This is a genomic window from Ruegeria sp. HKCCA4812, assembly GCF_013034245.1.
Classification (GTDB): Bacteria; Pseudomonadota; Alphaproteobacteria; order Rhodobacterales; family Rhodobacteraceae; genus Ruegeria.
This window is the reverse complement of record NZ_WQFQ01000008.1, coordinates 1-25,883: the sequence shown is the minus strand read 5'-3', so window position 1 is coordinate 25,883 and position 25,883 is coordinate 1. Positions and strand designations below refer to the sequence as shown.

The following is a 25,883-nucleotide window of genomic DNA, read 5'->3' as shown; positions in this document are numbered from 1 at the left end:
CGAAATGCCTGAATTGCAAGGCCAATGCATGTGTGGCGCAGTTACGGTGACGGCAACTCCGGCGCGGGATGCGCTGGGGGCCTGCCATTGCGACCAGTGCCGGCGCTGGACCAGTTCCATGCTGGTGACGTTTCAGGCCGAAGAAGGCTATGCCGCGCTTGGACCGGTCAAAACCTTCACTTCCTCTGACTGGGCCGAGCGCGCCTTTTGCGCCGATTGCGGCTCGGCGCTTTGGTATCGGATCACGCTCCCGGGCGAGATGCACGGCCAGACGCAAATGGCGGCAGGTCTGTTTGACAACGCCGCAGGCAACCCACTGAAACTTGAACTTTACATCGACAAAAAGCCCCAGGGCTACGCGTTCGCAGGCGAACGCCGGCAGATGACCAAAGCCGAGGTCGAAGCCATGTACGCCCCCTCTGACGAAGGAGACAGCCAATGACCAAATATGATGCCGATTGGGTGCGGGCCGAAAAAGCCAAGCGCAAATGGATGGCTGAAAATGGTCTCTATTCCGAGGAAGAAGAGCATTCTTCCTGCGGTGTGGGTCTTGTTGTGTCCGTGGATGGGAAAGCGTCGCGCAAGGTTGTGGACGCCGGTATCGACGCGCTCAAGGCGATCTGGCACCGCGGCGCGGTTGATGCTGACGGCAAGACCGGTGATGGCGCGGGCATTCACGTGCAGATTCCGGTCTCGTTTTTCTACGATCAGATCAGGCGCACAGGCCACGAGCCCAAATTGGACGAACTGATCGCTGTTGGTCAGGTTTTCCTGCCGCGCACCGACTTTGGCGCACAGGAACAGTGTCGGACCATCGTGGAAAGCGAAGTTCTGCGCATGGGCTATTACATCTATGGCTGGCGTCACGTGCCGGTCGATGTCACCTGTCTGGGTGAAAAAGCCAACGCCACCCGGCCCGAGATCGAGCAGATCCTGATCTCGAATTCCAAAGGTGTGGACGAAGAGACCTTTGAGCGTGAACTCTATGTCATTCGTCGCCGTATTGAAAAGGCCGCCTCGGCTGCGGGTATTTCCGGGTTGTACCTGGCGTCGCTGTCCTGCCGTTCGATCATCTACAAGGGCATGATGCTGGCCGAGCAGGTTGCCGTCTTCTATCCCGACCTGATGGACGAACGGTTTGAATCCGCCTTCGCAATCTACCACCAGCGCTATTCCACCAACACCTTTCCGCAATGGTGGCTGGCGCAGCCCTTCCGCATGTTGGCGCATAATGGCGAGATCAACACGCTGAAAGGCAACATCAACTGGATGAAAAGCCACGAGATCCGCATGGCGTCCTCGACATTTGGGGATTATGCCGAGGATATCAAGCCGATCATCGCCGGAGGATCGTCGGATTCGGCAGCATTGGACTCGGTTTTTGAGGTTCTGGTGCGTGCGGGCCGCTCGGCCCCGATGGCGAAAACCATGCTGGTTCCGGAAAGCTGGTCCAAGCAGGCGGTGGAACTGCCGCAGGCGTGGCGCGACATGTATTCTTACTGCAACTCGGTGATGGAGCCGTGGGACGGCCCCGCCGCACTGGCCATGACGGATGGCCGCTGGGTCTGTGCTGGACTGGACCGCAACGGCCTGCGTCCGATGCGTTACGTCGTGACTGGCGATGGTCTTGTCATTGCGGGATCCGAGGCCGGCATGGTGCCGATTGATGAGTCCACAGTGACCGAAAAAGGCGCGCTGGGCCCCGGTCAGATGCTGGCTGTCGACATGAAAAAGGGCAAGCTGTATCGCGACACCCAGATCAAGAACAAGCTGGCGAGCGCATTGCCGTTTGGTGAATGGGTCGGCAAGATCAACGATCTGGACGAGGCGCTGGCAGGTGTGACCGAAAAGCCGATATTCTCGGGCGAAGATCTGCGCAAACGCCAGATCGCGGCAGGCTATTCGGTCGAAGAGCTGGAGCAGATTCTTGCGCCCATGGCCGAAGATGGCAAAGAGGCGCTGGCGTCCATGGGTGACGATACGCCTTCGGCGGTTCTGTCCAAGCAATACCGCCCGCTCAGCCATTTCTTCCGGCAGAATTTCTCTCAGGTCACCAACCCGCCGATCGACAGTTTGCGCGAATACCGCGTCATGTCCTTGAAAACCCGGTTCGGGAACCTGAAGAACGTGCTGGATGAGGACAGCAGCCAGACCGAGATCATCGTTCTGGAAAGCCCCTTTGTTGGAAACGCGCAATGGGATGAACTGGTTGGGAACCTCAATGCTCCGCTGGCCGAAATCGATTGCAGCTTTGAGCCTGGTCAAGGTGCGCTGAGCGCGGCTTTGGCCCGTGTCAGAGCCGAAGCTGAAGAGGCTGTCCGGTCTGGCGCAGGGCATCTGGTGCTGACCGACATGAACTCGGGTGAAGATCGTGTGGCGATGCCGATGATCCTTGCCACCAGCGCAGTGCACTCACACTTGACCCGTCAGGGCCTGCGGACGTTCTGTTCCTTGAACGTACGCTCGGCTGAATGTGTCGATCCGCATTACTTTGCGGTTCTGATCGGCTGTGGCGCGACCGTTGTGAACGCCTATCTGGCCGAAGACTCGCTGGCCGATCGCATCGATCGTGGGCTGCTGGACGGCACCCTGACCGAAAATGTTGCGCGCTACCGCGAAGCCATCGACCAGGGCCTGTTGAAAATCATGGCCAAGATGGGAATTTCGGTGATCTCGTCTTATCGTGGAGGTCTGAATTTCGAGGCTGTAGGCCTGAGCCGCGCGATGGTCGCCGAGTACTTCCCGGGTATGACCAGCCGTATTTCCGGCATCGGCGTCACCGGTATTCAGGCAAAGGCCGAAGAAATCCACGCCAAGGGCTGGAACAGCGGTCTGGACGTGTTGCCGATCGGTGGTTTCTACAAGGCGCGGCAATCGGGTGAAACCCACGCGTGGGAAGCGACCTCGATGCATATGATGCAGATGGCGTGCAACAAGGCGTCCTATGAGCTGTGGAAACAGTATTCTGCCAAGATGCAATCGAACCCGCCGATCCATCTGCGCGACCTGATGGATTTCAAACCATTGGGCAAACCGGTGCCGATTGAAGAGGTGGAATCGATCACCTCGATCCGCAAGCGTTTCGTCACGCCGGGCATGTCACTGGGCGCACTCAGCCCCGAGGCGCACAAGACGCTGAACGTGGCCATGAACCGGATCGGGGCGAAATCCGACTCGGGTGAAGGTGGTGAAGACCCTGCACACTTCGTGCCGGAGCCGAATGGCGACAACCCCTCGGCCAAGATCAAACAGGTGGCCTCGGGCCGGTTTGGTGTGACCGCCGAATACCTGAACCAATGTGAAGAGCTGGAAATCAAGGTTGCCCAAGGTGCGAAACCGGGCGAGGGCGGCCAGCTGCCGGGCATGAAGGTCACCGACCTGATCGCGCGTTTGCGGCATTCCACCAAGGGCGTTACGCTGATTTCTCCCCCGCCGCATCATGACATCTACTCGATCGAGGATCTGGCGCAGCTGATCTATGACCTGAAACAGATCAACCCGCGCTGCAAGGTGACGGTGAAACTGGTGGCGTCCTCGGGCGTTGGCACGATTGCAGCCGGTGTGGCCAAGGCGAAAGCGGATATTATCCTGATTTCGGGTCACAATGGCGGTACGGGTGCCTCACCCGCGACCAGCATCAAATATGCCGGTCTGCCATGGGAGATGGGCCTGACCGAGGCGCATCAGGTTCTGGCGATGAACAACCTGCGCGACCGGGTGACTCTGCGCACCGATGGCGGCCTGCGCACCGGGCGCGACATCGTCATGGCGGCGATGATGGGGGCCGAGGAATACGGCATCGGCACCGCCGCCCTGATCGCGATGGGCTGTATCATGGTGCGTCAATGCCAGTCGAACACCTGCCCCGTCGGCGTTTGCACGCAGGATGAATCGCTGCGTGCCAAGTTCACCGGCAACGCGGACAAGGTGGTGAATCTGATCACCTTCTACGCGCAGGAAGTGCGCGAGCTGCTGGCCAGCCTTGGCGCGCGTTCCGTGGATGAAATCATCGGTCGGGCTGATCTGCTGGCGCAGGTTAGCCGGGGTTCGGCACATTTGGACGATCTGGATCTCAACCCGCTGCTGATCACCGTCGATGGTGCGCATAACATCGTGTACAATCGCGACAAGGACCGCAACGCCGTGCCCGACACGCTGGATGCCGAGATCGTGCGCGATGCGGCGCGGTTCCTGAAGGACGGCGAGAAGATGCAGTTGTCATATGCCATCCAGAACACGCACCGCACCGTCGGAACCCGTATTTCCAGCCACATTGTGCAGAATTTCGGCATGCGGAACACGTTCCAGGATGACCACCTGCACGTGAAACTCCAGGGTTCGGCCGGCCAATCCCTGGGGGCTTTCGCTGCCCCGGGTCTGAAGCTGGAAGTTTCGGGGGATGCCAATGACTATGTTGGCAAGGGCCTGTCTGGCGGCACGATCGTTGTGCGCCCGCCGCAGGTCAGCCCGCTGAAGGCAGACGACAACACAATCATCGGAAACACGGTTCTCTACGGTGCAACTGACGGCCATCTGTTTGCGGCTGGCCGCGCGGGTGAACGGTTTGCCGTGCGCAACTCGGGTGCCACAGTTGTGGTTGAAGGATGTGGCTCGAACGGGTGTGAGTACATGACCGGCGGTGTGGCCGTGATTCTTGGTGATATCGGGGCCAATTTCGGTGCCGGGATGACCGGTGGCATGGCATATCTGTATGATCCTGAAGGCAAGGCCGAAGCGTTGATGAACAAGGAAACGCTTGTGACCTGCCCGGTCACCGTGGACCATTGGGTGGATCAATTGAAAGCCCTGATCACGCGTCACGCCGAGGAGACTTACAGCCGCAAGGCTGCGGATATTCTCCAGCATTGGGATGTGGAAAAGGGCAACTTCTTACAGGTTTGTCCCAAAGAAATGCTCAACAAACTCAGCCACCCGCTGAGCGAAGAAGCCACGGCAGTTCCGGCGGAGTAAGCCAAAATTCCACCAAAAAACCGGCCCCGCGTGCCATTTGCAGCACGCGGGGCCACAGTTTTTTGTGCGGTTTCGGTGGGATTCTTGCCTGTTCTTCCGAATTTCGCCATGCTTTTTTCACCTTGTAGTGATAGCCATTGCCTGTTTCGGTTTCTAATGGTGACAGAGTAGGGGCAACAGTATGCCAACGACATATCGCGATCAGTTCTTCACCTTTGATCCCGCAAGCCCGCCACCAGCGGGAACGGCCGTCGCGGTCAGCAATTTCACCCTGACTGATGCGAATGATGACAATCTTATTGACGCGCCCAGTGGTGACACGGTCAACGGTCAAGACGTTACAAATTCCTGGCCAGGCGATACTGTAACGATCAACGTGTCAGGCGTTGGGAACGTGACCTATACAGGAACCACGTTCTACCTGGCCGATGGGTCTCGGGCTTTCACCCCCACAGACGGCCAGGTTCTGCAGCCCGGAACGCTGGTGTCGACCACTTTTGTTAACACGTCAGGCCCGCTGAATGTCGGTAACCTTGGGCCGCCGTGCTTTACGGCCGGGACCATGATCGCCACACCGGAAGGTGAGCGCGCGGTTGAGGATTTGAAGGCTGGTGATCTGGTCATCACGGTGGATCACGGACCACAACCCTTGATCTGGGTCGGGTGTACAACCGTCGCAGCCGAAGGCAAACTGGCCCCAATCCGTTTCGATGCCGGGGTGTTTGGTCTGGATCGCCCCTTGCTGGTTTCACCGCAGCACCGAATGCTGATCGAAGACTGGCAGGCGTCCTATCTGTTCGGCCATACCGAAGCGCTGGTTCCGGCGCATACTCTGGTCAACGATGACACCGTGAAACGGGTCGAGGGCGGTGAGGTTGAATATTTCCACCTGTTGTTCAAACAGCATGAGATCGTTTTCGCCAACGGAGCAAAGAGCGAAAGCTATTATCCCGGGCACGCGTTGTCAGCTTCGGATCGTGAAACACAAAGCGAAGTCCTGCACTTGTTTCCCGAGTTGACCGGGCTTGATCCAATGTCGCTGAAAACCGCGCGCCCGATCGTTCATCCGCGCGAGGCGCGAGCTTTCGCGATTTAGGCCGTTTCAAACCGGAACCTTGCGTCGTATAGCTGAGACATGGCGAAGAAAGCAGCCCGCAAATCCGGCGGTAAAAAACGCAAGGCATCCAGAAAGAAGGAACCGGTGGCGCGGCAGATTCGCCGCTGGGCAACACGAGCGGTCATGGCGGTTCTGGGCCTCGTGGTTGTTCTGGTCCTGATTTATTCGGTGGTGAACCCTCCTGTCACCCACACTATCTGGTCGGAATGGCGCCGGCTGGGAAAGGTTGAACGCGAATGGGTTCCGATCGAAGACATGGCACCGATCATGGCAAGATCAGTTGTTGCAGCCGAGGACGCAAATTTCTGCCTGCATTGGGGCTTTGACGTCGAAGCCATCCGCGACGCGCTTGAGGATGGCGGCAATCGTGGTGCCTCGACCATCACGCAACAGGTGGTGAAGAATGTGTTCCTCTGGCAGGGCCGCAGCTGGGTGCGCAAGGCATTGGAAACCTCGATCACGCCGGTGGTTGAAATATTCTGGAGCAAACAGCGTATTCTTGAGGTGTATCTGAATGTCGCCGAAACGGGAAATGGCGTGTTCGGGGTGGAAGCCGCCGCGCAACGCTATTTCAACACCAGTGCGGCAAAGCTGACTTCGGTTCAAGCGGCGCGAATTGCCGCAATCCTGCCGTCCCCGCGCAACCGGTCGGTCACGGATCCGACTGCGCGCACCCGCAGACGGGCGGCTTCGATCCTCGATGGGGCGGCCACCATCCGCGCAGATGGTCGCGCGGATTGTTTCGAGGATTGAAACCCGCTATCTGCCAAGGCTAAATCTGTCGGGTATTCACTGGTTCGAATGGAAGTCCATGGCGCGTCTGTTTCACGTTCCCCTCTCTCCGTATTGTCGCAAGGTCCGTCTGTCGCTGGCGGAGAAGAAGATCGAGGTTGAGCTGGTAGAAGAGCGATACTGGGAACAGGATCCTGATTTTCTGCGGCGCAACCCGGCAGGAAAAGTACCCGTGTTGCGTCTGGATGGGCAGATCATGTCGGAAAGCGCGGCGATCTGCGAATACATCGAAGAAACTCGCCCAGAGCCAGCTTTGATGCCGAAAACCCCCGAAGCCAGGTTTGAAGTAAGACGCCTTGTCGGGTGGTTCGACGACAAGTTTCACCACGAGGTGACATCGAAGCTGTTGTATGAGCGAGTGAACAAAAAGGTGACAGGACAGGGGTATCCGGACAGCAAGAATGTCAAACAGGGTGCCAAAGCGATCAAGTACCATCTGGATTACATGGCGTGGCTGCTGGATCACCGCCGTTGGTTGGCCGGGGATCAGATGACATTGGCGGATTTCGCGGCCGCGGCGCATCTGTCTTCGCTGGACTACATCTCGGACGTGGACTGGAACCGAAGCCAGGTGGTCAAGGACTGGTATGCCAAGATCAAGTCTCGACCGGCATTTCGGTCAATTCTGGCGGATCAGGTGCCAGGGTTCCGACCGCCGCCCCATTACGCTGATCTGGATTTCTGATAGGGTGCGCAAGGGGGGCTGTCTGCCCCCCATCGCGCCAAGGGCGCGATTTCCCCCGAGGATATTTTGGCCAGATGAAGAGCGGACCGGATCTTAAGGAAAAGTTGGTGCAACAAGCCCAGGCAGAGGGGTTTGTTGCCTGTCGCGTGTGCCGCCCTTGGGATGTTCCACAGGTTCCGAAACGCTTGCGGGCATATCTGGACGCCGGGTACCACGGGCAAATGGGATGGATGGCCGAGCGCACGCATTGGCGTGGCGATCCTGCCGCCCTTTGGCCCGAGGCGCAATCGGTGGTCATGTTGGCCGAAAGCTATACGCCGGAACATGACCCGACGGAGATCCTGAAACACCCGGATCGTGGTGCAATTTCGGTCTATGCGCAGAACAAGGACTATCATGATCTGGTCAAGAAGCGGCTGAAGCGGTTGGCGCGATGGCTGATTGCCGAAGCCGGAGGTGAGGTAAAGGTATATGTCGATACCGCGCCGGTTCCCGAGAAGGCGCTGGGATATGCCGCCGGACTGGGGTGGCAGGGCAAGCACACCAATCTTGTAAGCCGCGAATGGGGAAATTGGGCTTTTATAGGGTCTGTTTTCACTACTCTGGACCTACCGGCGGACAATTCAGAGATCGATCATTGCGGATCGTGCCGCGCCTGTCTGGACAGCTGCCCGACCGATGCTTTTCCGGCCCCCTATCAACTGGATGCACGGCGGTGCATTTCATACCTGACCATTGAGCATAAAGGCCCGGTGGACCATGAGCTGCGCGGAAAGTTGGGCAATCGGATCTATGGCTGCGACGATTGTCTGGCGGCCTGTCCATGGAACAAGTTTGCCGTCGCAGCGAGCGATATGCGCTATGCCGCCCGGGACGATCTGAAAGCGCCCGGTTTGGAAGAACTGGCGGCGCTGGACGATGCCGCTTTTCGTGCAAAGTTTTCCGGCTCGCCGATCAAACGAATCGGCCGGGACCGGTTCGTGCGCAATGTTCTGTATGCCATTGGAAACTCGGGACAGCCGAAACTGAAAACAGTGGCTCAGCGTCTGTTGGAAGACCCGGATGAGACCGTGGCAGAGGCGGCGCGTTGGGCGGTGGAACAACTGTCATAATTGCCGCAAACAGGCTGGACGTGTCGTGCATAACCGCTAAACCCATCCGCAGCGAACAGACAGGAGGACCCGATGACGTTGTCTTTGGGGGTAGATACGGGCGGGACCTATACCGACGCGGTGCTGATCAGGGATGAGAAAGAAGTCATCGCCTCGGCCAAGTCGCTGACCACCCGGGCGGATCTGGCGATTGGGGTGGGCAAGGCGATCTCGTCTGTGCTGGCAGAGGCGCAGGTCACGCCGGATCAGATCTCGATGGCGTCATTGTCGACGACGCTGGCCACGAATGCTCTGGTCGAGGGGCAGGGTGGTCGTGTCGCGTTGATCTATATCGGGTTCAAGGACAGTGATCTTGAAAAACACGGGCTGAAAGAGGCGCTGAAGGGCGATCCGGCCTTGGTGATTGCCGGTGGGCATACCCATTCCGGCGGGCAGGCTGCCGCCTTGGATGTCGCAGCGCTTGAGGCCTTTTTGGATTCGCATAACGGAATTTCCGGCTTTGCGGTTGCTGCTCAGTTCGCCACCCGCAACCCGGCGCACGAGTTGGAAGCGGCGCGCATAATCTCGGAAAGAACCGGGGCGCAGGTGACCTGTTCGCATCACTTGTCCGCCAAGCTCAATGGTCCGAAACGCGCGGTGACGGCTGTGCTGAATGCGCGGCTGATCGGGATGATCGACCGATTGATCGGGCGTGCACAGGATCAACTGCATGCGCTGGGAATTTCGGCGCCGATGATGGTGGTGCGCGGCGATGGCGCCCTGATGAGCGCGGAACAGGCCCGGGAACGGCCGATCGAGACTATTCTGAGCGGGCCTGCGGCTTCTATCGTCGGGGCGCGATGGCTTACCGGAGCGGACAATGCGCTGGTCTCGGACATCGGGGGAACAACCACTGATGTGGCGCTTATCCGGGACGGAAAGCCCGTGATCGACCCGGCCGGGGCGCAGGTGGGTGGGTTTCGCACCATGGTCGAAGCCGTGGCGATGCGAACCCATGGTCTGGGCGGCGACAGTCAGGTGCATGTTGCGACCGAAGGGTTGCGGGGCGGTGTTTTCCTGGGCCCGCGTCGCGTGTTGCCCGTTTCGCTGATCGCATCAGAAGCGCCCGACGTTGTGCATTCCGTACTGGATGAACAATTGCGGGCCACGACCGTGGGCGAGCATGATACGCGTTTTGCCCGCCGCGTGCCCGGCATCCATGCTGAAGGAGTCGGCGCGCGGGAAGAAAGCCTGCTGGAGAGGCTGGGAGATCGCGTTCTGCCCCTGAGCGCCTTGCTGCGTTCGCGGATGGAGAACGGGGCGCTGATGCGCCTGGTCGATCGCGGAATCATCCAGGTGTCTGGGGTTACGCCATCTGATGCCAGTCACGTGTTGGGGCGGGTTCGTGCCTGGGATGTCGATGCGGCGCGCAAGGCATTGGAACTGATGGCACGCAAACGGGTCGGGTCAGGGGATATGTTGGCAAACTCTCCCGAAGCGCTGGCCCAGATGATCGTGGATCAATTGACGGAACAGACCAGTTTGACCTTGTTAGAGGCTGCTTTTGACGAAGAACAGGTTGGTTTTGGTCTGCCTTCGCAAGACTTGGCGCGTCATGTGCTGACACAGCGCGGGTTGGCACAACACCGTGGGTTGCTGTCGCTGAGCGCTGCTTTGAATGTGGATGTGGTTGGCCTTGGGGCGTCGGCCCCCAGCTATTACCCTGCGGTGGGTGAACGGCTGCACTGCCGAATGATCCTGCCGGAACATGCGGGCGTGGCAAATGCGATTGGTGCTGTCGTGGGGCGGCTGACCCTGCGTCGCTCGGGCACCGTCACATCCCCGGCGGAAGGGCGATATCGTGTGCATCTGGAGGATGGCTCGAAGGACTTCGCCGCGTCAGAGGACGCTCTGGCCCTGTTGGAAAAGGTGCTAATGTCCGAAGCAGAGGGCGCAGTACGAGAAGCCGGCGCAGAAGACATTCGCGTGATCGTGGATCGTGACATCAAAACCGCGCGAGTCGAGTCAAAGGACGTTTTTGTCGAGGCGCTGATCACGGTCGAGGCAAGCGGACGTCCACGGGTGGCCGCGGGCTAGCCCCCCTGAAAGCTTCAGAGGGGCCGGGCAGGTGGTGCTTTATTCTGCTGCGCTTGTGCGTTTGGGCAGGACCCAATCCTGACGCGGGAAGTGGCAGGTATAGCCGTTCGGGATCCGCTCCAGATAATCCTGATGCTCTGGTTCGGCTTCCCAGAACTCTCCGACAGGTTCGACCTCGGTCACGACTTTTCCGGGCCACAAGCCGCTGGCATTCACGTCGGCGATGGTGTCCAGGGCCACCTGTTTCTGGGTGTCATCCACGTAGTAGATCGCGGATCGATAGCTCATGCCGATATCGTTGCCCTGACGGTTGACCGTGGTCGGGTCATGGATCTGAAAGAAGAATTCCAGCAGGTCGCGATAGCTGATCCGAGACGGATCGAACCAGATCTCGATCCCTTCCGCGTGGGTACCGTGGTTGCGATAGGTCGCGTTGGGCACGTCGCCGCCGGTATAGCCGACACGCGTACGCGACACGCCCGGCAGTTTGCGGATCAGGTCCTGCATCCCCCAGAAGCAGCCCCCGGCCAGTACAGCGCGTTGCTCGGTCATCAGATATCCTCCACATGAATCAGGTATTCGCCATACCCTTCGGCTTCCATCTCATCCCGATGAATGAACCGAAGCGAGGCAGAGTTGATGCAGTACCGCAAACCGCCATGTTCACGCGGACCGTCCGGGAAGACATGCCCCAGATGGCTGTCGCCGTGTTTCGAACGAACCTCGGTCCGGATCATGCCATGCGTGGTATCGCGGAACTCTTCGACATGTTCGTGCACGATCGGCTTGGTGAAACTGGGCCAGCCGCACCCGGATTCGTATTTGTGGGTCGAGGCAAACAGCGGCTCACCCGATACGATATCCACATAAATGCCCGGTTCCTTGTTGTTCAGGTATTTCCCGGTGCCCGGACGTTCTGTACCACTGCGCTGGGTGACATGAAACTCTTCGGGTGAAAGCGCAGCAATGGCCGTGGGGTCTTTGGTATAGCGAGTCATGGATCCTCCGGCTGAAATAGTGTTTGCGCCATTATCTGGGGGCTGCGGGGTGGAAAGCAAAGCGATATTTCAAACCGCTCTCGCAGTCGTGCAAGTGATCTGAACAACAGAGTCACGCGTATCTGAATTAAAGGGAGGACAAGACATGATGAGATTGCTGCTTTTGACTGCCCTGATCTTGCTGGGCCGCGCCGTTCAGGCGGCACCGCTGACCGGTGAGTTCGACTCGATCGACGGAGGCACATTGGCCATCGAAGAGTGGCGCGGCCAACCCATCCTGGTGGTCAACACCGCGTCACAATGTGGGTTTACCGGGCAATACAAGGCTCTGCAAAAGGTACATGAGGCCTATTCCGGCAAAGGGCTGGTCGTTCTTGCGGTTCCGTCGGATTCGTTCAATCAGGAACTTGGGTCCGCGGAAGAGGTGAAACAGTTCTGCGAGATGAACTATGGGCTGACCCTGCCGATGACGGATATCACTCCGGTCAAAGGGGCTGACGCTCACCCGTTCTACAAGGCCGTTGCCGCGCAGACCGGGTTCACGCCCAAGTGGAACTTCAACAAAATCCTGATCGATCCTGAGGGTGAAGTCGCGGCGACTTTCGGGTCAAATGTAAAACCCGATTCCCGCAAACTGCTGTCTCAGGTCGAAGCCCTGCTGCCCTGAGCGGGCTGGCGTGAAAGCTGAACCGCAAGAATGCCAAGGGTTGTAACCGTGACGCCAACCGCATCCATGGCGCCTAGCTTCTCGCCCAGCAGGATCGCCGCGATGGTGACCCCGAACACGGGGTTCAAAAAGTGGAAGGTGCCGGCCCGAACGGCTCCGATCCGGTCCAACAGCAGGAACCAGATCAGTGTCGCCAGCAAACCGGGGAAAAGGGTTGTGTAGGTAAAGGCCAGCGCCAGTGGCAGCGTCGGGTGGATGTAGATGGTTTCAAAGACCGGAGCAGCCGCAAACAGCGCGGCTGAACCAACCAGCATCTGCAAGCCGACGACCATCATGAAGTTCCCGCCGGATGTTGCACCGCGAACGGCCAAGGTTGCAAAGGTCAAGGCAAGAGCACCAAAACCGCAAAGCGCGACCCCGAACATATCAACACCCGCGCTGATCCGGCTGCTCATGATAAGGGCGACTCCGGCGAAACCGGCGAACAGACCCAAAACACCCAGTGGCCGCAGCTTTTCGTCGAAAATCAACCACCCCGCCAGCGCCACCAACAAGGGCATGGTGGATGCGATTATGGCCGCGACCGAAGCCTCGACCGTTTGCATCGCATAGAAGTTCAGACCCAAATACAGGGCATTTTGGCAGATCCCGAACAATATCGTTGCGCGCCATTGGTTTCGGGTCAGGTGCCAGCTTTGCCCCATCGCGCGAGCTATCATGACCCCCAGAACACCGGAGATCAGAAACCTCAAGGCCAGCGAAAACAGAGGGGACGCATCCGCCACGATAATACGCGCCGAGGTAAAGGCAGATGACCAGATCAGGGCAAATGTCAGCCCCATGGCTATGGCGCGCAGATCCATGGAGACCCCCTGTCACTTTGCGCGGACTGTTCCTGATTTTGGGGTCGGTCGCAAGCGGTGCGCGTCAAAAAAGACACATGCGTGATGCAAGAAAAGTCTTGCGCATGTTTATATTGATTGACCGGCCAATTAAAGATATCGGCGGCAGGACCTGACATATCAAGGGAGGTTTGTCGGTGCTTCTGGAGTACATTCTATCGTTCGGCGTCCTGCTGGCATTGGGGCTGGTCGCTTTCTTCGTCGTGAAATGGTGGAACCTGCGCTGTGTCGGCGTGACACCGGTTCATCTGTTCACGTTCATCGCGATTCTGTTCACATCCGGCCTGGATGTCGGCCTGATCATGTTTCCACTGACCGAATTCGGAGGATACGCCGAGGACCCGGCCTATGCCTTTGCCAACCCGCTGGCGATCGAATTCGGATTCTGGGGTTTTCTGATCTGGGCCTTCTACTTCCTGACGGCTTTCTACTTCTGCGTGATCGAACCCCGCGTGAAGTTCTTTGAGATCCCGCTGGTCAAGCTGATCAACAACGTCGTCATCATCGGCACATGCGCTTTCACCGCCAGCCTGTTCCTGATCTACCTGCCCGGCTATCTGCCCGAGGTCGGCGATGGCGAATCCGTCGTCACCACCTTCTACATCATCGTGTTTGTCGTCATTCTGGCGGCGGCCTATTCCTCGACCGATCTGAAATACGTTCGCATCCTGTCCGTCGGTTCGACCTTTCTGTTCCTTGCCCTGATTCTGGGCATGTGGGCAGCCGCAGGTATGGGCGTGACCGGGTTCGTGGAAACCGGCAGCAATATCGGCGCCTATTTCGCCAACCTGCACAAGTTCGTCCTGCCATTGACCGACTATCACGCGTTCTACCTGTTCTGGTGGTTTGCATGGTCGATCATGATCGGACAGTTTACGTCGCGCTTTGTGGGTGGTCTGACCACGTGGCAGTTGCTGGCCGCGCTGTTGATCTTCCCGTCGATCCCGCTGGGGATCTGGTTCACTGTACTTTATTATTACCACCTGAACGGCATCAGTACCGCGGGCATCACCAACATTGCGATGGTGATCGTAGGTGTAACGTTCGTGATCAACTCTCTGGATTCGCTGATCCGTCTGTACACCGACAACCTGAACCTGACCGTCGAGCGGTTCGGAAAGGCGGTCTATGTGGCTGGCAACGTCGCACTGCTGTTTGTCCTGACCCTGTTGTTCCAAAGCCAGTGGCTGCAAATCCAGTGGATCGGAGCGGTCGTGGTTGGGCTGTATCTGGCTTGCGTCGTCTATATCCTGATCACCAAACGCCAGGAGGTATTGAGCATCAACGCGATGCCAGAAGATCGTGATCTGGACTTCCACAAGGTTGAAACGGTCCACTGACCGGACCAGAGACACGGAACAGAAACGGGCACCTCTGGTGCCCGTTTCTATTTTTACCGACAATATCGCAGCTTTGGACAATCTGCGGTCTTTTCAGACGCGCGACATCCCAACCCGGGCGGCGGCTGCCTTTACGGTACGATCAAAAGGAATGTTGCCCGCGTTGCAATCAACCCGCCCGTGAAATGAAGTTGGGCAAGGCTACTCGTCTACCGCCGGATAGATGAACCCGTTTACCGGGTAGGGATTGCCGTAGCGGCCCGGTTGGCTTTCAACCCGAACCAACGTCCAGTCATTGTTTTTTGAGACATCCTTGACGCCCATCTTCAACGACACCTTGTTTCGGTGCCAGTTGGCATGATTCACGATGACTTCTCGGTCGGTGACGATATCGGATACGACAGCAACATGGCCCAGGGGCATTCCGCGGGTCGCCCGAAACGACATAACCGCACCAACAACCGGTTCCTTGCTGCGCTCAAACACTTGCTGCGCCCTTCCCCACCAGTCCTTCGCGTTGCCGCGAATTTCAATACCGCTGAGGTCTCGGGCGTAGGGCACGCACCATACTCTTTGCCCTCTGGCCCGCTTTTTCGAGACCTCTTGCAGAGCCATCAACTGACGTTCAGGGTCGAGATTTTCATTGGTGGTGCTTTGCGCGCAGGCAGAGACAAGAGTGATAAGACCCACCGCAATCGCGGAACGGGCGCTGCCAGACAAGCGCGGCCAAGTCGTTCTCTTTCTACAGACGCTGTTTTGCAAGATACTTCATTGCCGGTTCGAAGATTGACGAAGTTGTAAGGTGATCGGACAAGCCTTGAAAAGAGGCCCGTCAACGCACGGCAAGATTTTGCCAGTTCTCTGACCCTGAAGGCGCATTTTCACTTGGGTGGCGAATATCCGGGCCGAAACATGCTGTGCGAAGCGGGTTCAAACCCGGAAGGCACAACATATTCAAGACGATAGAAAAAGGGCCCCCCGAAGGCGGCCCTTTATCGTTGTCCTGAAAAGCTGAAATCAGCCGTTCACGCTGTCTTTCAGCGCTTTGGCGATGGTCATTTTCACAACCTTGTCGGCCTCTTTGGTGAAGGTTTCACCAGTGGCCGGGTTACGGACCTGACGCTCGGGCCGCTCGCGGCAGTAGATTTTGCCGACGCCGGGCAGGGTCACTGCGCCACCGGCCGAAACTTCGCGGGTAATCAGGCCGGTGATGGCCTCCAGCGCGGAGTTTGCGGATTTCTTGTCGGTTCCCATTTCCTCAGCGAGAGCAGCTACCAGCTGAGTCTTTGTCATAGGCTTTGCCATTTCTTGGTCTCCTTAACGTGCCCGATCTATAGGGCCTCACCGCGTAACTGTAACGGGATATTGTGGCCAAACACAACGAATAGTAGCGCTGAAACCCCTAAAAATATGGGGAAAACGTTGCTTTTTTGCGTCAGAGGAAGGCCGTTTCGTCGAAGGAGCGCAGTTTCCGGCTGTGCAAGCGCTCCAACGGCATGCCGCGCAGATGCTCCATCGCCTTGATGCCGATGGCCAGATGTCGGCTGACCTGAGTGGTATAGAACGAAGACGCCATGCCTGGCAGCTTCAATTCTCCGTGCAGGGGTTTGTCCGACACGCACAGCAAAGTGCCGTACGGAACGCGGAACCGATAGCCGTTTGCGGCAATGGTGGCACTTTCCATATCCAGCGCGATTGCCCGGGATTGGCTGAGTCGCTGGACCGGGCCGGACTGATCGCGCAATTCCCAGTTTCGGTTGTCGACCGAAGCCACGGTGCCGGTCCGCATGATCCGTTTCAGCTCATACCCTTCCAGTTTCGTCACCTCCGCCACGGCGTGTTCCAGCGCCACCTGAACTTCGGCCAGAGGCGGGATCGGCACCCAGACGGGCAGATCGTCATCCAGGACCTTGTCTTCGCGCAGATAGGCGTGGGCCAGAACGAAATCGCCCAATGCCTGCGTATTGCGCAACCCGGCGCAATGGCCAACCATCAGCCATGCGTGCGGGCGCAGAACGGCAATATGGTCGGTGGCGGTTTTTGCATTGGATGGGCCAACACCGATGTTCACCAAAGTAATTCCCGAACCATCTTTGCGCTTCAGGTGATAGGTCGGCATTTGCGGCAGTTTCAGCGGTTGTTCGATAGGTGCCTTGGGGTCCGTGATCTCGGTATTGCCGGTTGAAACAAAGCTGGTATAGCCGCTGGCAGGGTCCGCCAATTGTTCTCGGGCGTAGTTTTCGAATTCCGAGACATAGAACTGGTAGTTCGTAAATAACACGTGATTCTGAAAGTGACCAGCGTCGGTGGCGGTGTAGTGTGCCAATCTGGCAAGCGAATAATCCACGCGCTGGGCGGTGAAAAGGGACAAGGGTCCAACGGCATCTTCATGGTCATGCACGCCATTGACGATGTCATCATTGGTGGTTGTCAGGTCCGGAACATCAAACACATCGCGTAAGGTGAAGTCGGCTGCGCCCTGATGAGGCACGACCAGATCGGGATTGTTTGCCACGGCAAAATGCACCGGAATCGGCGTGTCCGACGCCGCAATTGTCACAGGTTGGCCATGGTTCTTGATCAACAGGGCGATCTGTTGGGTCAGGTAGGATCTGAACAGATCCGGGCGCGTCACCGTCGTGGCATGAACACCAGGTTCAGACACATGACCAAAGCTCAGGCGGCTGTCGACTTGGGCATAGGTCGAGGTTTTGATGCGAATTTCCGGATAATAGGCTCTGAATCGTGCGGCAGGTGCCCCATTTTCCATGGCGTCCGCAAAGCTGTCGCACAGGAAATCGGTGGCCTGCACATACAGCTCTTCCAACCGTGCTACAGCGGCGGCGGGATCGGTAAACTGTTCTGGCGCGGGTGCTTGCGGTGTCAGGAGTGTGGTCATGCCAATGGTTCCAGAAGTTCTACTTTTTCGAATGTGCGTACGTCGACCAACCCGAGATCCGATATTCGAAGCTCGGGAATCACGACCAGCGCCAGCAATGAATGCTGCATGTACGCGTTGTTCAGATGACAGCCGCAGTCCTGCATCGCCTGCACCATCCTGTCGGCCTTGGCCGCGACTTCGGCGGCGGGGCTGTCGGACATCAGGCCTGCGATGGGCAGTTCGACCAGCGCCAGTTCCTGCCCGTCCCGGAACAAGGTGATGCCACCGCCCACTTCGGCCAGACGGTTGGCGGCCAGCGCCATCTGACCCCGGTCCGTTCCGACGACGATCATGTGATGACTGTCATGCGCCACGGTCGAGGCCATGGCCATTTTTCCCTGATAGCCAAAGCCCGAAACAAAAGCGTTGGTGACGCCCCCGGTGGCCCGGTGCCGCTCGACCAGCGCGATTTGGCACACCTCGCCTTCGCCCTCGACCAGCCCGCCAATGATCGGCAATTCGGCCTTCAATGCCTTGGTCGGGGCCTGGTTTTCCACCACGCCGATGACGTTGGCCCGAACTTTGTTGGCCCCTTCCGGTGCCTTGATCTCAAAATCGGCCGACGTCAGCGCATGCCCCAGATGAACGGTATTGCGCGATTTTTCGGGCCAGTTCAGATGTGGACAATCCACTTTGATTGCACCGTTTTCCGCAACAACCTGCCCGCGGGCTATCACCATCTCAACCGGCAGTTCGGTCAGATCTGAACTGAGGATGATATCCGCCCGCCGCCCCGGAGTGACGGAACCGATCTCGCGTTCCAGCCCGAAATGCATTGCCGTGTTGATCGTCGCCATTTGCAGCGCGACCAGGGGGTCACATCCGCAAGCAATGGCATGGCGCACGACGCGGTTCATATGCCCGTCATTCACCAATGTGCCGGAATGACAGTCATCCGTGCACAGAATGAAGTTGCGCGGATCCAGCCCTTTTTCTGTCACGGCCGTAATCTGGCTTTCCACATCATACCAGGCCGACCCCAGACGCATCATCGAGCGCATCCCCTGCCGAACCCGTGCAATGGCGTCGGCCTCGCATGTGCCTTCGTGATCATCCGCCGGGCCACCCGCCACGTAAGCCGCAAAATCAGGCCCTAAATCAGGCGAAGCATAGTGCCCTCCGACCGTTTTCCCGGCCCGTTGAGTGGCGGCTATCTCGGCCAGCATCTTAGGATCGCCGTGGATCACGCCGGGGAAATTCATCATCTCGCCCAGCCCGATGATACCTGGCCAGTTCATCGCCTCGGCCACGTCTTCGGGCGTGATTTCATAGCCCGTTGTCTCCAACCCCGGTGCGGATGGCGCGCAGGATGGCATCTGAGTGAAAATATTGACCGGTTGCATCATGGCTTCGTCATGCATCATGCGCACGCCGTCCAGACCCAGTACATTGGCGATCTCATGCGGATCGGTGAACATGCTGGTGGTTCCATGCGGGATGACGGCACGGGCGAATTCGGCTGGGGTGAGCATTCCGGATTCGATATGCATATGCGCATCACACAAGCCGGGCAAAATGTAGCGCCCTTGTGCTTCGATGATTTCCGTATCCAGACCCACGCAATGCGAGGCATCCGGTCCGACGAATGCTATGCGCCCGGCAGCAATCGCCACAGAATGATCGGGCAACAATTCGCGGCTGTGTACGTTCACCCAGATTCCGCCCTGAATGACCATGTCCGCCGCCTCGCGTCCGGCTGCAACTGCGATCAATTTGGGGGCGACATCGGGCCAGCTTGGGAAAGGTGTGTATTCCATGGCTCAACTTTCACGAATGCGCCAGCGGGTGCAACCCCGGTTCTTCGGTCTTGGGGATTCCTCATACATGTTGGGCACGTCTTTTGGTTCTGGCGCGCGCGTTTCCCTTTACGCAACAGATCCGATCTCACGCCGCACCCAGTTGGCAAAGGCCACGGCGCCGGGTGTGTCCTCGGCCTGCGGGGACAGCAGCAGATAGTAGGACTCGGGCATTCGCGCACGGTGCTTGAACGGCGCGACCAGCTGACCGCGCTTGATCAGATGACTGGCGATCGCGTCATGTGCTAGGCAAAGACCACCACCAGCCATGACCGCTGACAGGCAAACCAGATAGGTCGTCGCGTAGGTTATCGGCGGATTTCCCCAATTCAGACCCTGATCTTCCGCCCAACTTGGCCAGTTGGACAGCAGGTTGGAGCAGTCGAAAAGTGGCTGTTCCTGAAGGTTTTCCAAGCATACCGGATAATCTGGTGTGCAGACCGGATAATAGTGTTCGGTACGCAGAATTTCAGTTCGGACCGTGTCGGACGGGCGGAGCGAGAACCGAATCTCGACCGCCGCGCCTTCGGCCATTTCGCGCGGTTCCCAAAGCTCGGTGAAGACGTTCAATTGAACATGCGGATGTTCCGCCCGAAACGCCGGCAGGCGCGGGGCCAGCCAGTTGACGGCAAAGCTGATGTTGCATTGCACTTGAACCGCGTTTGGTTGCGCGCCGGTAACCGCCCGGGTTCCGCGCATCAGTGTCCGGAATGCCTCTCGCACAACTGGCAAATAGGTGATTCCGGCCTCGGTCAGTTCCAGAGCTTTGGGGCGGCGCAGAAACAGTGGCTGCCCCAGATGCCCTTCCAGAGATTTAATCTGCTGGCTGACGGCGCTTTGCGTCATGTTCAGGTCTCGTGCCGCGCCGGTAAACGAGAGATGGCGTGCGGCGGCTTCGAAAGTGCGCAACCAGCCCAGCGGAGGAAGCGAGTTCTGCATCTACATAACCTCGGCATAAGTTCAGCTAATGGGATAGTTGCGTTTTTTTCGTTGGTCAAACTGCCGGACCCCATGCAGGTTTAGCCTCGACCAGCCGCGAAAGGAGCCAAGCATGAGCCTCACCAGTCTTCGTCCCAATATCGATCATTGGTCCGAGCGCGTGGATATGGCCGCCACCTTCCGCTGGACGGCCCGGTTGAACATGCATGAGGCGGTTGCCAACCATTTCAGCCTGGCGGTGAATGATGACGGCACGCAGTTTCTGATGAACCCCAATCAGGTGCACTTCGCGCGCATTCGTGCCTCGGATCTATTGTTGCTGGATGCCAATGACCCGAATGTGATGGAACTACCTGGCGCGCCGGACCCGACGGCCTGGGGGCTGCACGGCTCAATCCACCGCCACTGCCCGTATGCGCGTTGCGTCATGCATGTGCATTCGATCTTTGCGACTGTTCTGGCGGCTTTGGCCGACAGTTCATTGCCGCCGATCGATCAGAACACGGCGACCTTTTACAACCGCTACGTGGTAGATGAAGAATTCGGAGGTCTGGCCTTTGAAAGTGAGGGTGAACGCTGCGCCGGGATGCTGTCCGATCCCAGGAAGAAGGTCATGATCATGGGCAATCACGGTGTTCTGGTCATCGGCAGCGACCCTGCGGATGCCTTCAACAGGCTGTATTATTTCGAACGCGCGGCCGAAACCTACATTCGTGCCTTGCAGACCGGGCGGCCCCTGCGAGTCTTGTCGGATGAGATTGCCGAAAAAACAGCGCTTGAGCTGGATGACTATCCCGATCAGGCCGAGGCGCACCTGCGTGAGATCAAGGCGATTCTCGACGCAGAGGAATCAGACTACGCAACCTGACTGCACATCCCAAAGAGAGCATCATGACGGATATCGCCCCGGATCCCGAAACCGCCCGCTGGCACTATCACCCCGAAGGTCCCGTGGGTCTGAACCCTTTGTTCAGCTGGCCACCGCGCCCCGCGGCAGTGCTGAAATGGTACAGCGGCGCGTGGTTGCAGATCACGTCCCTGACCTTGTGCATGGTTCTGGCGATAATTGCCTATGCCTTCTTTTTCCCTGCATTAGAGACGATGCAGAGCTTTGCACCCGGCTGGATGTTTCGGATCTGGCTGTTGAACATGGTGCCGCAAATCCTGGTGGCTGGGGGGCTGCATTGGTGGCTTTACATGCGAAAAGGGCAGGGCATGTATAAAAAGTTCGACCGCCGGGATCTGACACGGAACAACGGAACGTTTTCTTTCCGCAATCAGGTTTGGGACAATATCTGGTGGACGCTGGGCAGCGCCATGACGGTTGCCACTGTTTACCAGTGGATCATCTACTGGGCGATGGCCAACGGCTGGGCGCCGACGATCACCTGGGCTGAAGCTCCGGTTTGGTTTGTGGTCTGGATGATGTTCATTCCGATGTGGTCTGGCCTGCACTTTTACTGGGTGCACCGGCTAGAGCATCACCCAAAGCTCTACAAACACGTCCACGCCGTGCATCACCGCAATGTCAATATCGGGCCCTGGTCTGGGATTTCGAACCACTGGTATGAAAACCTGCTGTATTTCACCACCTACTTCATCCACCTGATTGTGCCGTCTCATCCGCTGCATCTGCTGTTTCACAGTTCATTCCAGCAGATCAGCCCGGTTCTGTCCCATTCAGGGTTCGAAAAACTGAAAGCTGGCGAAACCGAGGCTGCGCGAGCTGGGGATTTCTTCCACCAGCTTCATCACAGGTATTTCGAGTGCAACTACGGCACGTCCGAAATCCCGTTCGACAAGTGGTTCGGCACCTACCACGATGGCTCGGCTGAGGCGACAACGCGTACGCGCGCGTACAAAAAGCAGATGTACTCCTGATGGCTTCGGCGTGATTGCCTTAGTTTAAACCCGCTCAAACAAAGCAATGAACGCCGTGTCGTCTTTGTTGGGGCCAGCAGCAAGATCGCCATAAATGCGAACTTCGGGCAGGGTCAGATTTCGAATTTGACCCTGTTCCAATTGACGCAGTTTTTCTGCGAAACCCAATTTTTCGAAATGACGGGCATTGATCGAAAGAGCGAACTGCGCACCAGGCCGTGCGACACGCAAAAGCGCGGGAAAGACCTCGGGGCCGAGATGGCCGTGGGTGAAGGTCCCGGAAGAGACGATGCCGGAATAGCTTTCACGGGGCACCGGAATGCCTCGGGTCAGGTCCGCTTCGATCGCGTCCCGGTAAATGTCCTTGCTCATCGCCTGATCCAGCATCTCTGCGCTGATGTCGGTTGCATCAATGGGTCCGACGCCAAGCGCCGACAGCACCGCGCCGCACAGGCCGGTTCCTGCTCCGACATCCAGAACGGGCCCCTGACCGCCCGCGCCGACAAATGCCCGTGCCGTGTGGGTGTGAAGCTGATAATCTTCGCGCGCGGCGAAACTGTCATCATAATCTCCCGCCCATTCCGCATAGAGCTGTCTGTTCTCGTCCGGAGAACTCAGCGCATAGGCCGAATGCAGGTCAGGTGTTTTTTTGCTCATGGCCAACAGAAAGGCGCAATCGAAGATTCGATTCAAGTGCGTCCATGCGGCGCTTGCATCCCGGTACGACGCAGATCATCAAAGGGGCATGACCAAGACGCTCTTTTCATTCGGCCATGGCTATTCTGCCCAGGCCCTGTCCCGAAAACTTGCCCCTGAGGGCTGGAAAATTTTTGGCACGACGCGAGACCTTGAAGGGACGGGTGCAATCCGGGCCTCTGGCGCCGAGCCGCTGATCTGGCCGGGTGATGCACTGAACCTTGATTGGGTGACCCATTTGCTGATCTCGACGGCGCCAGATGAAGCGGGTGATCCTGTGCTGGCGGCGCTGGGCGATGAAATTGCCAAGCGGTCCAGTCAGTTCGAATGGGTGGGCTACTTGTCGACAACGGCCGTCTATGGCGACCATCAGGGTGGCTGGGTGGATGAGGACACGCCGCCCACACCGACCGCCAAGCGCGGAAGATGGCGTATACTGGCCGAGGAGCAATGGTCGGCCATTCCGGGCCTGCCTGTTCACATCTTCCGTCTAGCGGGTATCTATGGGCCGGGGCGCGGTCCGTTTTCCAAGCTCAAGCGTGGTGGATTGCGGCGCATTATCAAACCGGGTCAGGTGTTTTCACGCATTCATGTGGAAGACATCGCGCAGATATTGGAAGCCTCGATGATGAAGCCGAATCCGGGAAGCATCTACAATGTATGTGACGACGAACCGGTTCCGCCGCAGGATGTCATAGGATACGCAGCCGAGTTGCAGGGTTTGCCCCTGCCTCCTGCGGTCCGGTTCGACGACGCCGATCTGACGCCGATGGCGCGCAGTTTTTACAACGAAAACAAGCGGGTTCGAAACGACCGGATCAAGGAAGAACTGGGTATTGATCTGATCTATCCCAATTACCGTGTCGGGCTGGAAGCTCTGATGAAAGGCAAGTAGCGTCCTTACATCGCCGCCGCTTTGATCATGTCCGCCGCTTTTTCGGCTATCATGATCGTGGGCGCGTTTGTATTGCCCGACACCAATGTCGGCATCACCGAGGCATCGACGACCCGCAGGCCTTCAAGCCCGCGCACGCGAAGCTGGGGGTCGACGACCGCCATTTCGTCCACGCCCATTTTGCAGGTGCCCACGGGGTGATAGATCGTGTCGGCGCGGGCGCGGATGTGCTTCTCCCAATCCTGATCTGTCTGGGCGGTATCGGTGCCGAACAGTTCTTTGTGCCGGTACTCGGCCAAAGCTGGCGCGTTGAGGATATCCCGCGCCATTCGCGCGCCTTTGATCATGGTTTCCAGATCGCGTTTGTCTGACAGAAACGCCGGATCGATGGCGGGCGCCGCCGTGGGATCTGCGCTGTTCAGGCCTACGGTCCCCCGACTTTCCGGCCGCAGCTTGCAAACATGGCAACTGTACCCGTACCCGTAATGCAGCTTGCGGGCATGATCATCGACCATTGCGATGGTGAAATGCAGCTGAATGTCGGGACGCTCCAGATCGGGGGTGGTTTTCAGAAACGCTGCGCCTTCGGCAAATGGCGTAGCCGCCATCGAGACACCCGTCTTGTTCCACCGTTGAATATGTCGCAACAACCGCGCTACCCCTGTCGGGCCGATACCAAAATTGTCGGTGTCTTTGGTTTTGAAGATCAGCGCGAAATCCAGATGATCCTGCAAGTTCCGTCCCACGCCGGGCAGTTCGTGGTGAATCGCGATTCCGTGCGGATCAAGGTCGCTTTTTGCGCCAACACCTGAAACCTGAAGCAGTTGCGGCGTTTTCAAGGCCCCTGCGCACAGCAGGACTTCGCGTTTCGCCTGAATGGTGATGTCTGCGCCCTTGCCTCTCACCCGGTATACAACGCCCGTTGCGCGCCTGCCCTCAAAGCGCAGCCTGCTGCCATGTGCATGCGTGATGACAGTCAGGTTCGGTCGGCCGGAAACTGGGAAAAGATAACCAGCTGCCGCGGAACACCGTTCCCCATTCTTTGCCGGGTCGTGAAACTGGGTAACCTGATACAGACCGACGCCTTCGTTATCACCCCGGTTGAAGTCTTCGGTATGGCGGTGTTGCAGCTGCTGTGCGGCTTGAATGAACGCATGGGTGATTGGACGAGGCTCTTTTTGCCGTGAAACCTGCAACGGCCCGCTGTCACCATGCACGCTGTCTGCGCCAAGCTCATTGTTCTCGGCCCGTTTGAAATACGGCAATACGCTGTCCCAGTCCCAGCCGTCGCAGCCCAGATCGGCCCAGCCATCATAGTCCTGCTGCTGACCTCTTACATACAACATGGCGTTGATCGCGCTCGAGCCGCCCAGTGCCTTGCCGCGCGGTTGATATCCTCTGCGCCCGTTCAGACCGGGCTGCGGGACCGTTTCAAAGGCCCAGTTGTTGATCCTGGGACGCCCGGGAAGTGCGGTCACAACAGCGGCAGGCATTCTGACGAAAAGGCTTTTCCCACCGCCACCTGCTTCAAGCAGGCAGACACTTGTGGATGGATCTTCGCTCAGGCGATTGGCCAGAACAGAACCGGCCGAACCGCCGCCTACGATGACATAGTCGAAATCCATGCTGTCTTGCGCACCTCTTGCGACGATTTCGTTTTCTTGACTGGTCGGGCAGGGTTACCACCTTCCCGGTGAGAGTGCGTTAATGGAGCAAAAAAACAACTGTGACCCAAAGTCAGTTTTTTGCGTAACCCAACCTTTTCTTGATGGTCAGGTCCGGGCTGCACAAAAGGTGCAGAAAGGTTTTGCAGGTCGTTTCTGTCTGTCGAACCCCTCGATTCCCCCGCAAGGGCAAGTTTTGTGGTTCCTTCTTGGGATGTCCGCACGTTCCAGGCGGCATGGAGTTCTTGATTTGTTAAGTTAACTTATTGTTTTGGTTAACAAACGCAAGAAAACGACGCAAAATTCAAAGTTTTTTGAAAATGGGGGTTGCAGGTCCCAGACCTAATCCGTAAATACCCCTTCACCGGCGCTGCTGAGGCGGTGCTGACGGGTCGGAGAGACGGCCTGACG

22 protein-coding genes are annotated in these 25,883 nt (G+C 58.1%); 12 read left to right on the top strand and 10 right to left on the bottom strand.

Annotated features, from left to right (window positions below; translation table 11 throughout):
• Nucleotides 1-4 precede the first annotated feature (4 nt).
• The 7 genes from GOW04_RS17900 to GOW04_RS17870 all read left to right on the top strand — a co-directional run bounded on the left by GOW04_RS17900 (nucleotide 5) and on the right by GOW04_RS17870 (nucleotide 10,753).
• Nucleotides 5-442 carry a GFA family protein gene (locus GOW04_RS17900; RefSeq protein WP_152459664.1) on the top strand — a complete coding sequence of 146 codons (438 nt, stop codon included), beginning with the start codon at nucleotides 5-7 and terminating at the stop codon, nucleotides 440-442.
• Entirely contained in the window at nucleotides 439-4,971 is a 4,533-nt protein-coding gene (gene gltB / locus GOW04_RS17895) for a glutamate synthase large subunit (RefSeq protein ID WP_171233494.1), read from the top strand. Before GOW04_RS17900 ends, gltB begins: the two co-directional genes overlap by 4 nt.
• Before the next feature lie 181 nt (nucleotides 4,972-5,152).
• Nucleotides 5,153-6,067, top strand: coding sequence for a Hint domain-containing protein (locus GOW04_RS17890; RefSeq protein WP_171233493.1), 915 nt, complete (start codon nucleotides 5,153-5,155; stop codon nucleotides 6,065-6,067).
• A 39-nt stretch (nucleotides 6,068-6,106) separates the two neighbouring features.
• Nucleotides 6,107-6,841, top strand: coding sequence for a monofunctional biosynthetic peptidoglycan transglycosylase (gene mtgA / locus GOW04_RS17885; protein WP_171233492.1), 735 nt, complete (start codon nucleotides 6,107-6,109; stop codon nucleotides 6,839-6,841).
• Nucleotides 6,842-6,899: 58 nt separating this feature from the next.
• A complete protein-coding gene (locus GOW04_RS17880) occupies nucleotides 6,900-7,565 on the top strand; it encodes a glutathione S-transferase family protein (RefSeq protein WP_152459944.1) in 666 nt (221 codons plus the stop codon).
• 74 nt (nucleotides 7,566-7,639) lie between these two features.
• Complete coding sequence (queG, locus tag GOW04_RS17875; RefSeq protein WP_171233491.1) at nucleotides 7,640-8,677, top strand: tRNA epoxyqueuosine(34) reductase QueG; 1,038 nt, start codon at nucleotides 7,640-7,642, stop codon at nucleotides 8,675-8,677.
• 72 nt (nucleotides 8,678-8,749) lie between these two features.
• Nucleotides 8,750-10,753 (top strand): hydantoinase/oxoprolinase family protein, encoded by a 2,004-nt coding sequence (locus GOW04_RS17870; RefSeq protein WP_171233490.1) that lies wholly within the window; start codon nucleotides 8,750-8,752, stop codon nucleotides 10,751-10,753.
• A gap of 39 nt (nucleotides 10,754-10,792) precedes the next feature.
• On the opposite strand, the gene msrA is transcribed toward GOW04_RS17870, so the two are convergent.
• Both msrA and msrB read right to left on the bottom strand, forming a co-directional pair.
• Entirely contained in the window at nucleotides 10,793-11,305 is a 513-nt protein-coding gene (gene msrA / locus GOW04_RS17865; protein WP_171233489.1) for a peptide-methionine (S)-S-oxide reductase MsrA, read from the bottom strand.
• Nucleotides 11,305-11,751, bottom strand: coding sequence for a peptide-methionine (R)-S-oxide reductase MsrB (msrB, locus tag GOW04_RS17860; protein ID WP_170345953.1), 447 nt, complete (start codon nucleotides 11,749-11,751; stop codon nucleotides 11,305-11,307). The genes msrA and msrB overlap by 1 nt, the downstream gene beginning before the upstream one ends.
• Before the next feature lie 145 nt (nucleotides 11,752-11,896).
• Here msrB and GOW04_RS17855 point away from each other — a divergent pair, with 145 nt between their 5' ends.
• The gene (locus GOW04_RS17855; protein WP_152459672.1) at nucleotides 11,897-12,418 is read left to right on the top strand and encodes a glutathione peroxidase; all 522 of its coding nucleotides are present in this window, start codon (nucleotides 11,897-11,899) and stop codon (nucleotides 12,416-12,418) included.
• Here GOW04_RS17855 and GOW04_RS17850 read toward each other — a convergent pair.
• Nucleotides 12,394-13,281, bottom strand: coding sequence for a DMT family transporter (locus tag GOW04_RS17850; RefSeq protein ID WP_171233488.1), 888 nt, complete (start codon nucleotides 13,279-13,281; stop codon nucleotides 12,394-12,396). The genes GOW04_RS17855 and GOW04_RS17850 overlap by 25 nt on opposite strands.
• A 182-nt stretch (nucleotides 13,282-13,463) precedes the next feature.
• Here GOW04_RS17850 and GOW04_RS17845 point away from each other — a divergent pair, with 182 nt between their 5' ends.
• Nucleotides 13,464-14,660 (top strand): BCCT family transporter, encoded by a 1,197-nt coding sequence (locus GOW04_RS17845; RefSeq protein ID WP_171233584.1) that lies wholly within the window; start codon nucleotides 13,464-13,466, stop codon nucleotides 14,658-14,660.
• Nucleotides 14,661-14,861: 201 nt separating this feature from the next.
• Here the strand turns inward: GOW04_RS17845 and GOW04_RS17840 are convergent, their stop codons facing one another.
• The 5 genes from GOW04_RS17840 to GOW04_RS17820 all read right to left on the bottom strand — a co-directional run bounded on the left by GOW04_RS17840 (nucleotide 14,862) and on the right by GOW04_RS17820 (nucleotide 20,336).
• Nucleotides 14,862-15,350, bottom strand: a complete 489-nt coding sequence (locus GOW04_RS17840) for a CHAP domain-containing protein (RefSeq protein WP_371814418.1) — start codon at nucleotides 15,348-15,350, stop codon at nucleotides 14,862-14,864.
• Nucleotides 15,351-15,677: 327 nt separating this feature from the next.
• The gene (locus GOW04_RS17835) at nucleotides 15,678-15,965 is read right to left on the bottom strand and encodes an HU family DNA-binding protein (protein WP_117871130.1); all 288 of its coding nucleotides are present in this window, start codon (nucleotides 15,963-15,965) and stop codon (nucleotides 15,678-15,680) included.
• Nucleotides 15,966-16,095: 130 nt separating this feature from the next.
• Nucleotides 16,096-17,559, bottom strand: a complete 1,464-nt coding sequence (locus tag GOW04_RS17830; RefSeq protein ID WP_171233487.1) for an AMP nucleosidase — start codon at nucleotides 17,557-17,559, stop codon at nucleotides 16,096-16,098.
• Nucleotides 17,556-19,358 carry an adenine deaminase gene (ade, locus tag GOW04_RS17825; protein ID WP_171233486.1) on the bottom strand — a complete coding sequence of 601 codons (1,803 nt, stop codon included), beginning with the start codon at nucleotides 19,356-19,358 and terminating at the stop codon, nucleotides 17,556-17,558. Before ade ends, GOW04_RS17830 begins: the two co-directional genes overlap by 4 nt.
• 108 nt (nucleotides 19,359-19,466) lie before the next feature.
• Complete coding sequence (locus GOW04_RS17820) at nucleotides 19,467-20,336, bottom strand: LysR family transcriptional regulator (protein WP_171233485.1); 870 nt, start codon at nucleotides 20,334-20,336, stop codon at nucleotides 19,467-19,469.
• A 112-nt stretch (nucleotides 20,337-20,448) separates the two neighbouring features.
• On the opposite strand from GOW04_RS17820, the gene GOW04_RS17815 reads away from it, so the two are divergent.
• Nucleotides 20,449-21,204: a class II aldolase and adducin N-terminal domain-containing protein gene (locus tag GOW04_RS17815; protein ID WP_171233484.1), complete on the top strand. Its 756-nt coding sequence runs from the start codon at nucleotides 20,449-20,451 to the stop codon at nucleotides 21,202-21,204.
• A 23-nt stretch (nucleotides 21,205-21,227) separates the two neighbouring features.
• On the top strand, nucleotides 21,228-22,217 hold the full coding sequence (locus GOW04_RS17810; RefSeq protein WP_171233483.1) for a sterol desaturase family protein: 990 nt from the start codon (nucleotides 21,228-21,230) through the stop codon (nucleotides 22,215-22,217).
• Between the two features lie 24 nt (nucleotides 22,218-22,241).
• Here the strand turns inward: GOW04_RS17810 and GOW04_RS17805 are convergent, their stop codons facing one another.
• Nucleotides 22,242-22,874 (bottom strand): class I SAM-dependent methyltransferase, encoded by a 633-nt coding sequence (locus tag GOW04_RS17805; RefSeq protein ID WP_171233482.1) that lies wholly within the window; start codon nucleotides 22,872-22,874, stop codon nucleotides 22,242-22,244.
• An 88-nt stretch (nucleotides 22,875-22,962) separates the two neighbouring features.
• Here GOW04_RS17805 and GOW04_RS17800 point away from each other — a divergent pair, with 88 nt between their 5' ends.
• Entirely contained in the window at nucleotides 22,963-23,808 is an 846-nt protein-coding gene (locus GOW04_RS17800; protein ID WP_171233481.1) for an SDR family oxidoreductase, read from the top strand.
• Between the two features lie 5 nt (nucleotides 23,809-23,813).
• On the opposite strand, the gene GOW04_RS17795 is transcribed toward GOW04_RS17800, so the two are convergent.
• Complete coding sequence (locus GOW04_RS17795; RefSeq protein ID WP_171233480.1) at nucleotides 23,814-25,433, bottom strand: GMC family oxidoreductase; 1,620 nt, start codon at nucleotides 25,431-25,433, stop codon at nucleotides 23,814-23,816.
• Nucleotides 25,434-25,883 lie beyond the last annotated feature (450 nt).

Bases quoted from the DNA above. Each gene is read 5' to 3' on its own strand.
- GOW04_RS17850 (WP_171233488.1), bottom strand. From the start codon at position 13,281: ATGGATCTGCGCGCCATAGCCATGGGGCTGACATTTGCCCTGATCTGG.
- GOW04_RS17900 (WP_152459664.1), top strand. From the start codon at position 5: ATGCCTGAATTGCAAGGCCAATGCATGTGTGGCGCAGTTACGGTGACG.
- GOW04_RS17800 (WP_171233481.1), top strand. From the start codon at position 22,963: ATGACCAAGACGCTCTTTTCATTCGGCCATGGCTATTCTGCCCAGGCC.
- GOW04_RS17815 (WP_171233484.1), top strand. From the start codon at position 20,449: ATGAGCCTCACCAGTCTTCGTCCCAATATCGATCATTGGTCCGAGCGC.
- GOW04_RS17805 (WP_171233482.1), bottom strand. From the start codon at position 22,874: ATGAGCAAAAAAACACCTGACCTGCATTCGGCCTATGCGCTGAGTTCT.
- GOW04_RS17830 (WP_171233487.1), bottom strand. From the start codon at position 17,559: ATGACCACACTCCTGACACCGCAAGCACCCGCGCCAGAACAGTTTACC.
- GOW04_RS17835 (WP_117871130.1), bottom strand. From the start codon at position 15,965: ATGGCAAAGCCTATGACAAAGACTCAGCTGGTAGCTGCTCTCGCTGAG.
- GOW04_RS17890 (WP_171233493.1), top strand. From the start codon at position 5,153: ATGCCAACGACATATCGCGATCAGTTCTTCACCTTTGATCCCGCAAGC.
- GOW04_RS17880 (WP_152459944.1), top strand. From the start codon at position 6,900: ATGGCGCGTCTGTTTCACGTTCCCCTCTCTCCGTATTGTCGCAAGGTC.
- ade (WP_171233486.1), bottom strand. From the start codon at position 19,358: ATGGAATACACACCTTTCCCAAGCTGGCCCGATGTCGCCCCCAAATTG.
- GOW04_RS17870 (WP_171233490.1), top strand. From the start codon at position 8,750: ATGACGTTGTCTTTGGGGGTAGATACGGGCGGGACCTATACCGACGCG.
- mtgA (WP_171233492.1), top strand. From the start codon at position 6,107: ATGGCGAAGAAAGCAGCCCGCAAATCCGGCGGTAAAAAACGCAAGGCA.
- gltB (WP_171233494.1), top strand. From the start codon at position 439: ATGACCAAATATGATGCCGATTGGGTGCGGGCCGAAAAAGCCAAGCGC.
- msrA (WP_171233489.1), bottom strand. From the start codon at position 11,305: ATGACCGAGCAACGCGCTGTACTGGCCGGGGGCTGCTTCTGGGGGATG.
- msrB (WP_170345953.1), bottom strand. From the start codon at position 11,751: ATGACTCGCTATACCAAAGACCCCACGGCCATTGCTGCGCTTTCACCC.
- GOW04_RS17810 (WP_171233483.1), top strand. From the start codon at position 21,228: ATGACGGATATCGCCCCGGATCCCGAAACCGCCCGCTGGCACTATCAC.
- queG (WP_171233491.1), top strand. From the start codon at position 7,640: ATGAAGAGCGGACCGGATCTTAAGGAAAAGTTGGTGCAACAAGCCCAG.
- GOW04_RS17855 (WP_152459672.1), top strand. From the start codon at position 11,897: ATGATGAGATTGCTGCTTTTGACTGCCCTGATCTTGCTGGGCCGCGCC.
- GOW04_RS17795 (WP_171233480.1), bottom strand. From the start codon at position 25,433: ATGGATTTCGACTATGTCATCGTAGGCGGCGGTTCGGCCGGTTCTGTT.
- GOW04_RS17820 (WP_171233485.1), bottom strand. From the start codon at position 20,336: ATGCAGAACTCGCTTCCTCCGCTGGGCTGGTTGCGCACTTTCGAAGCC.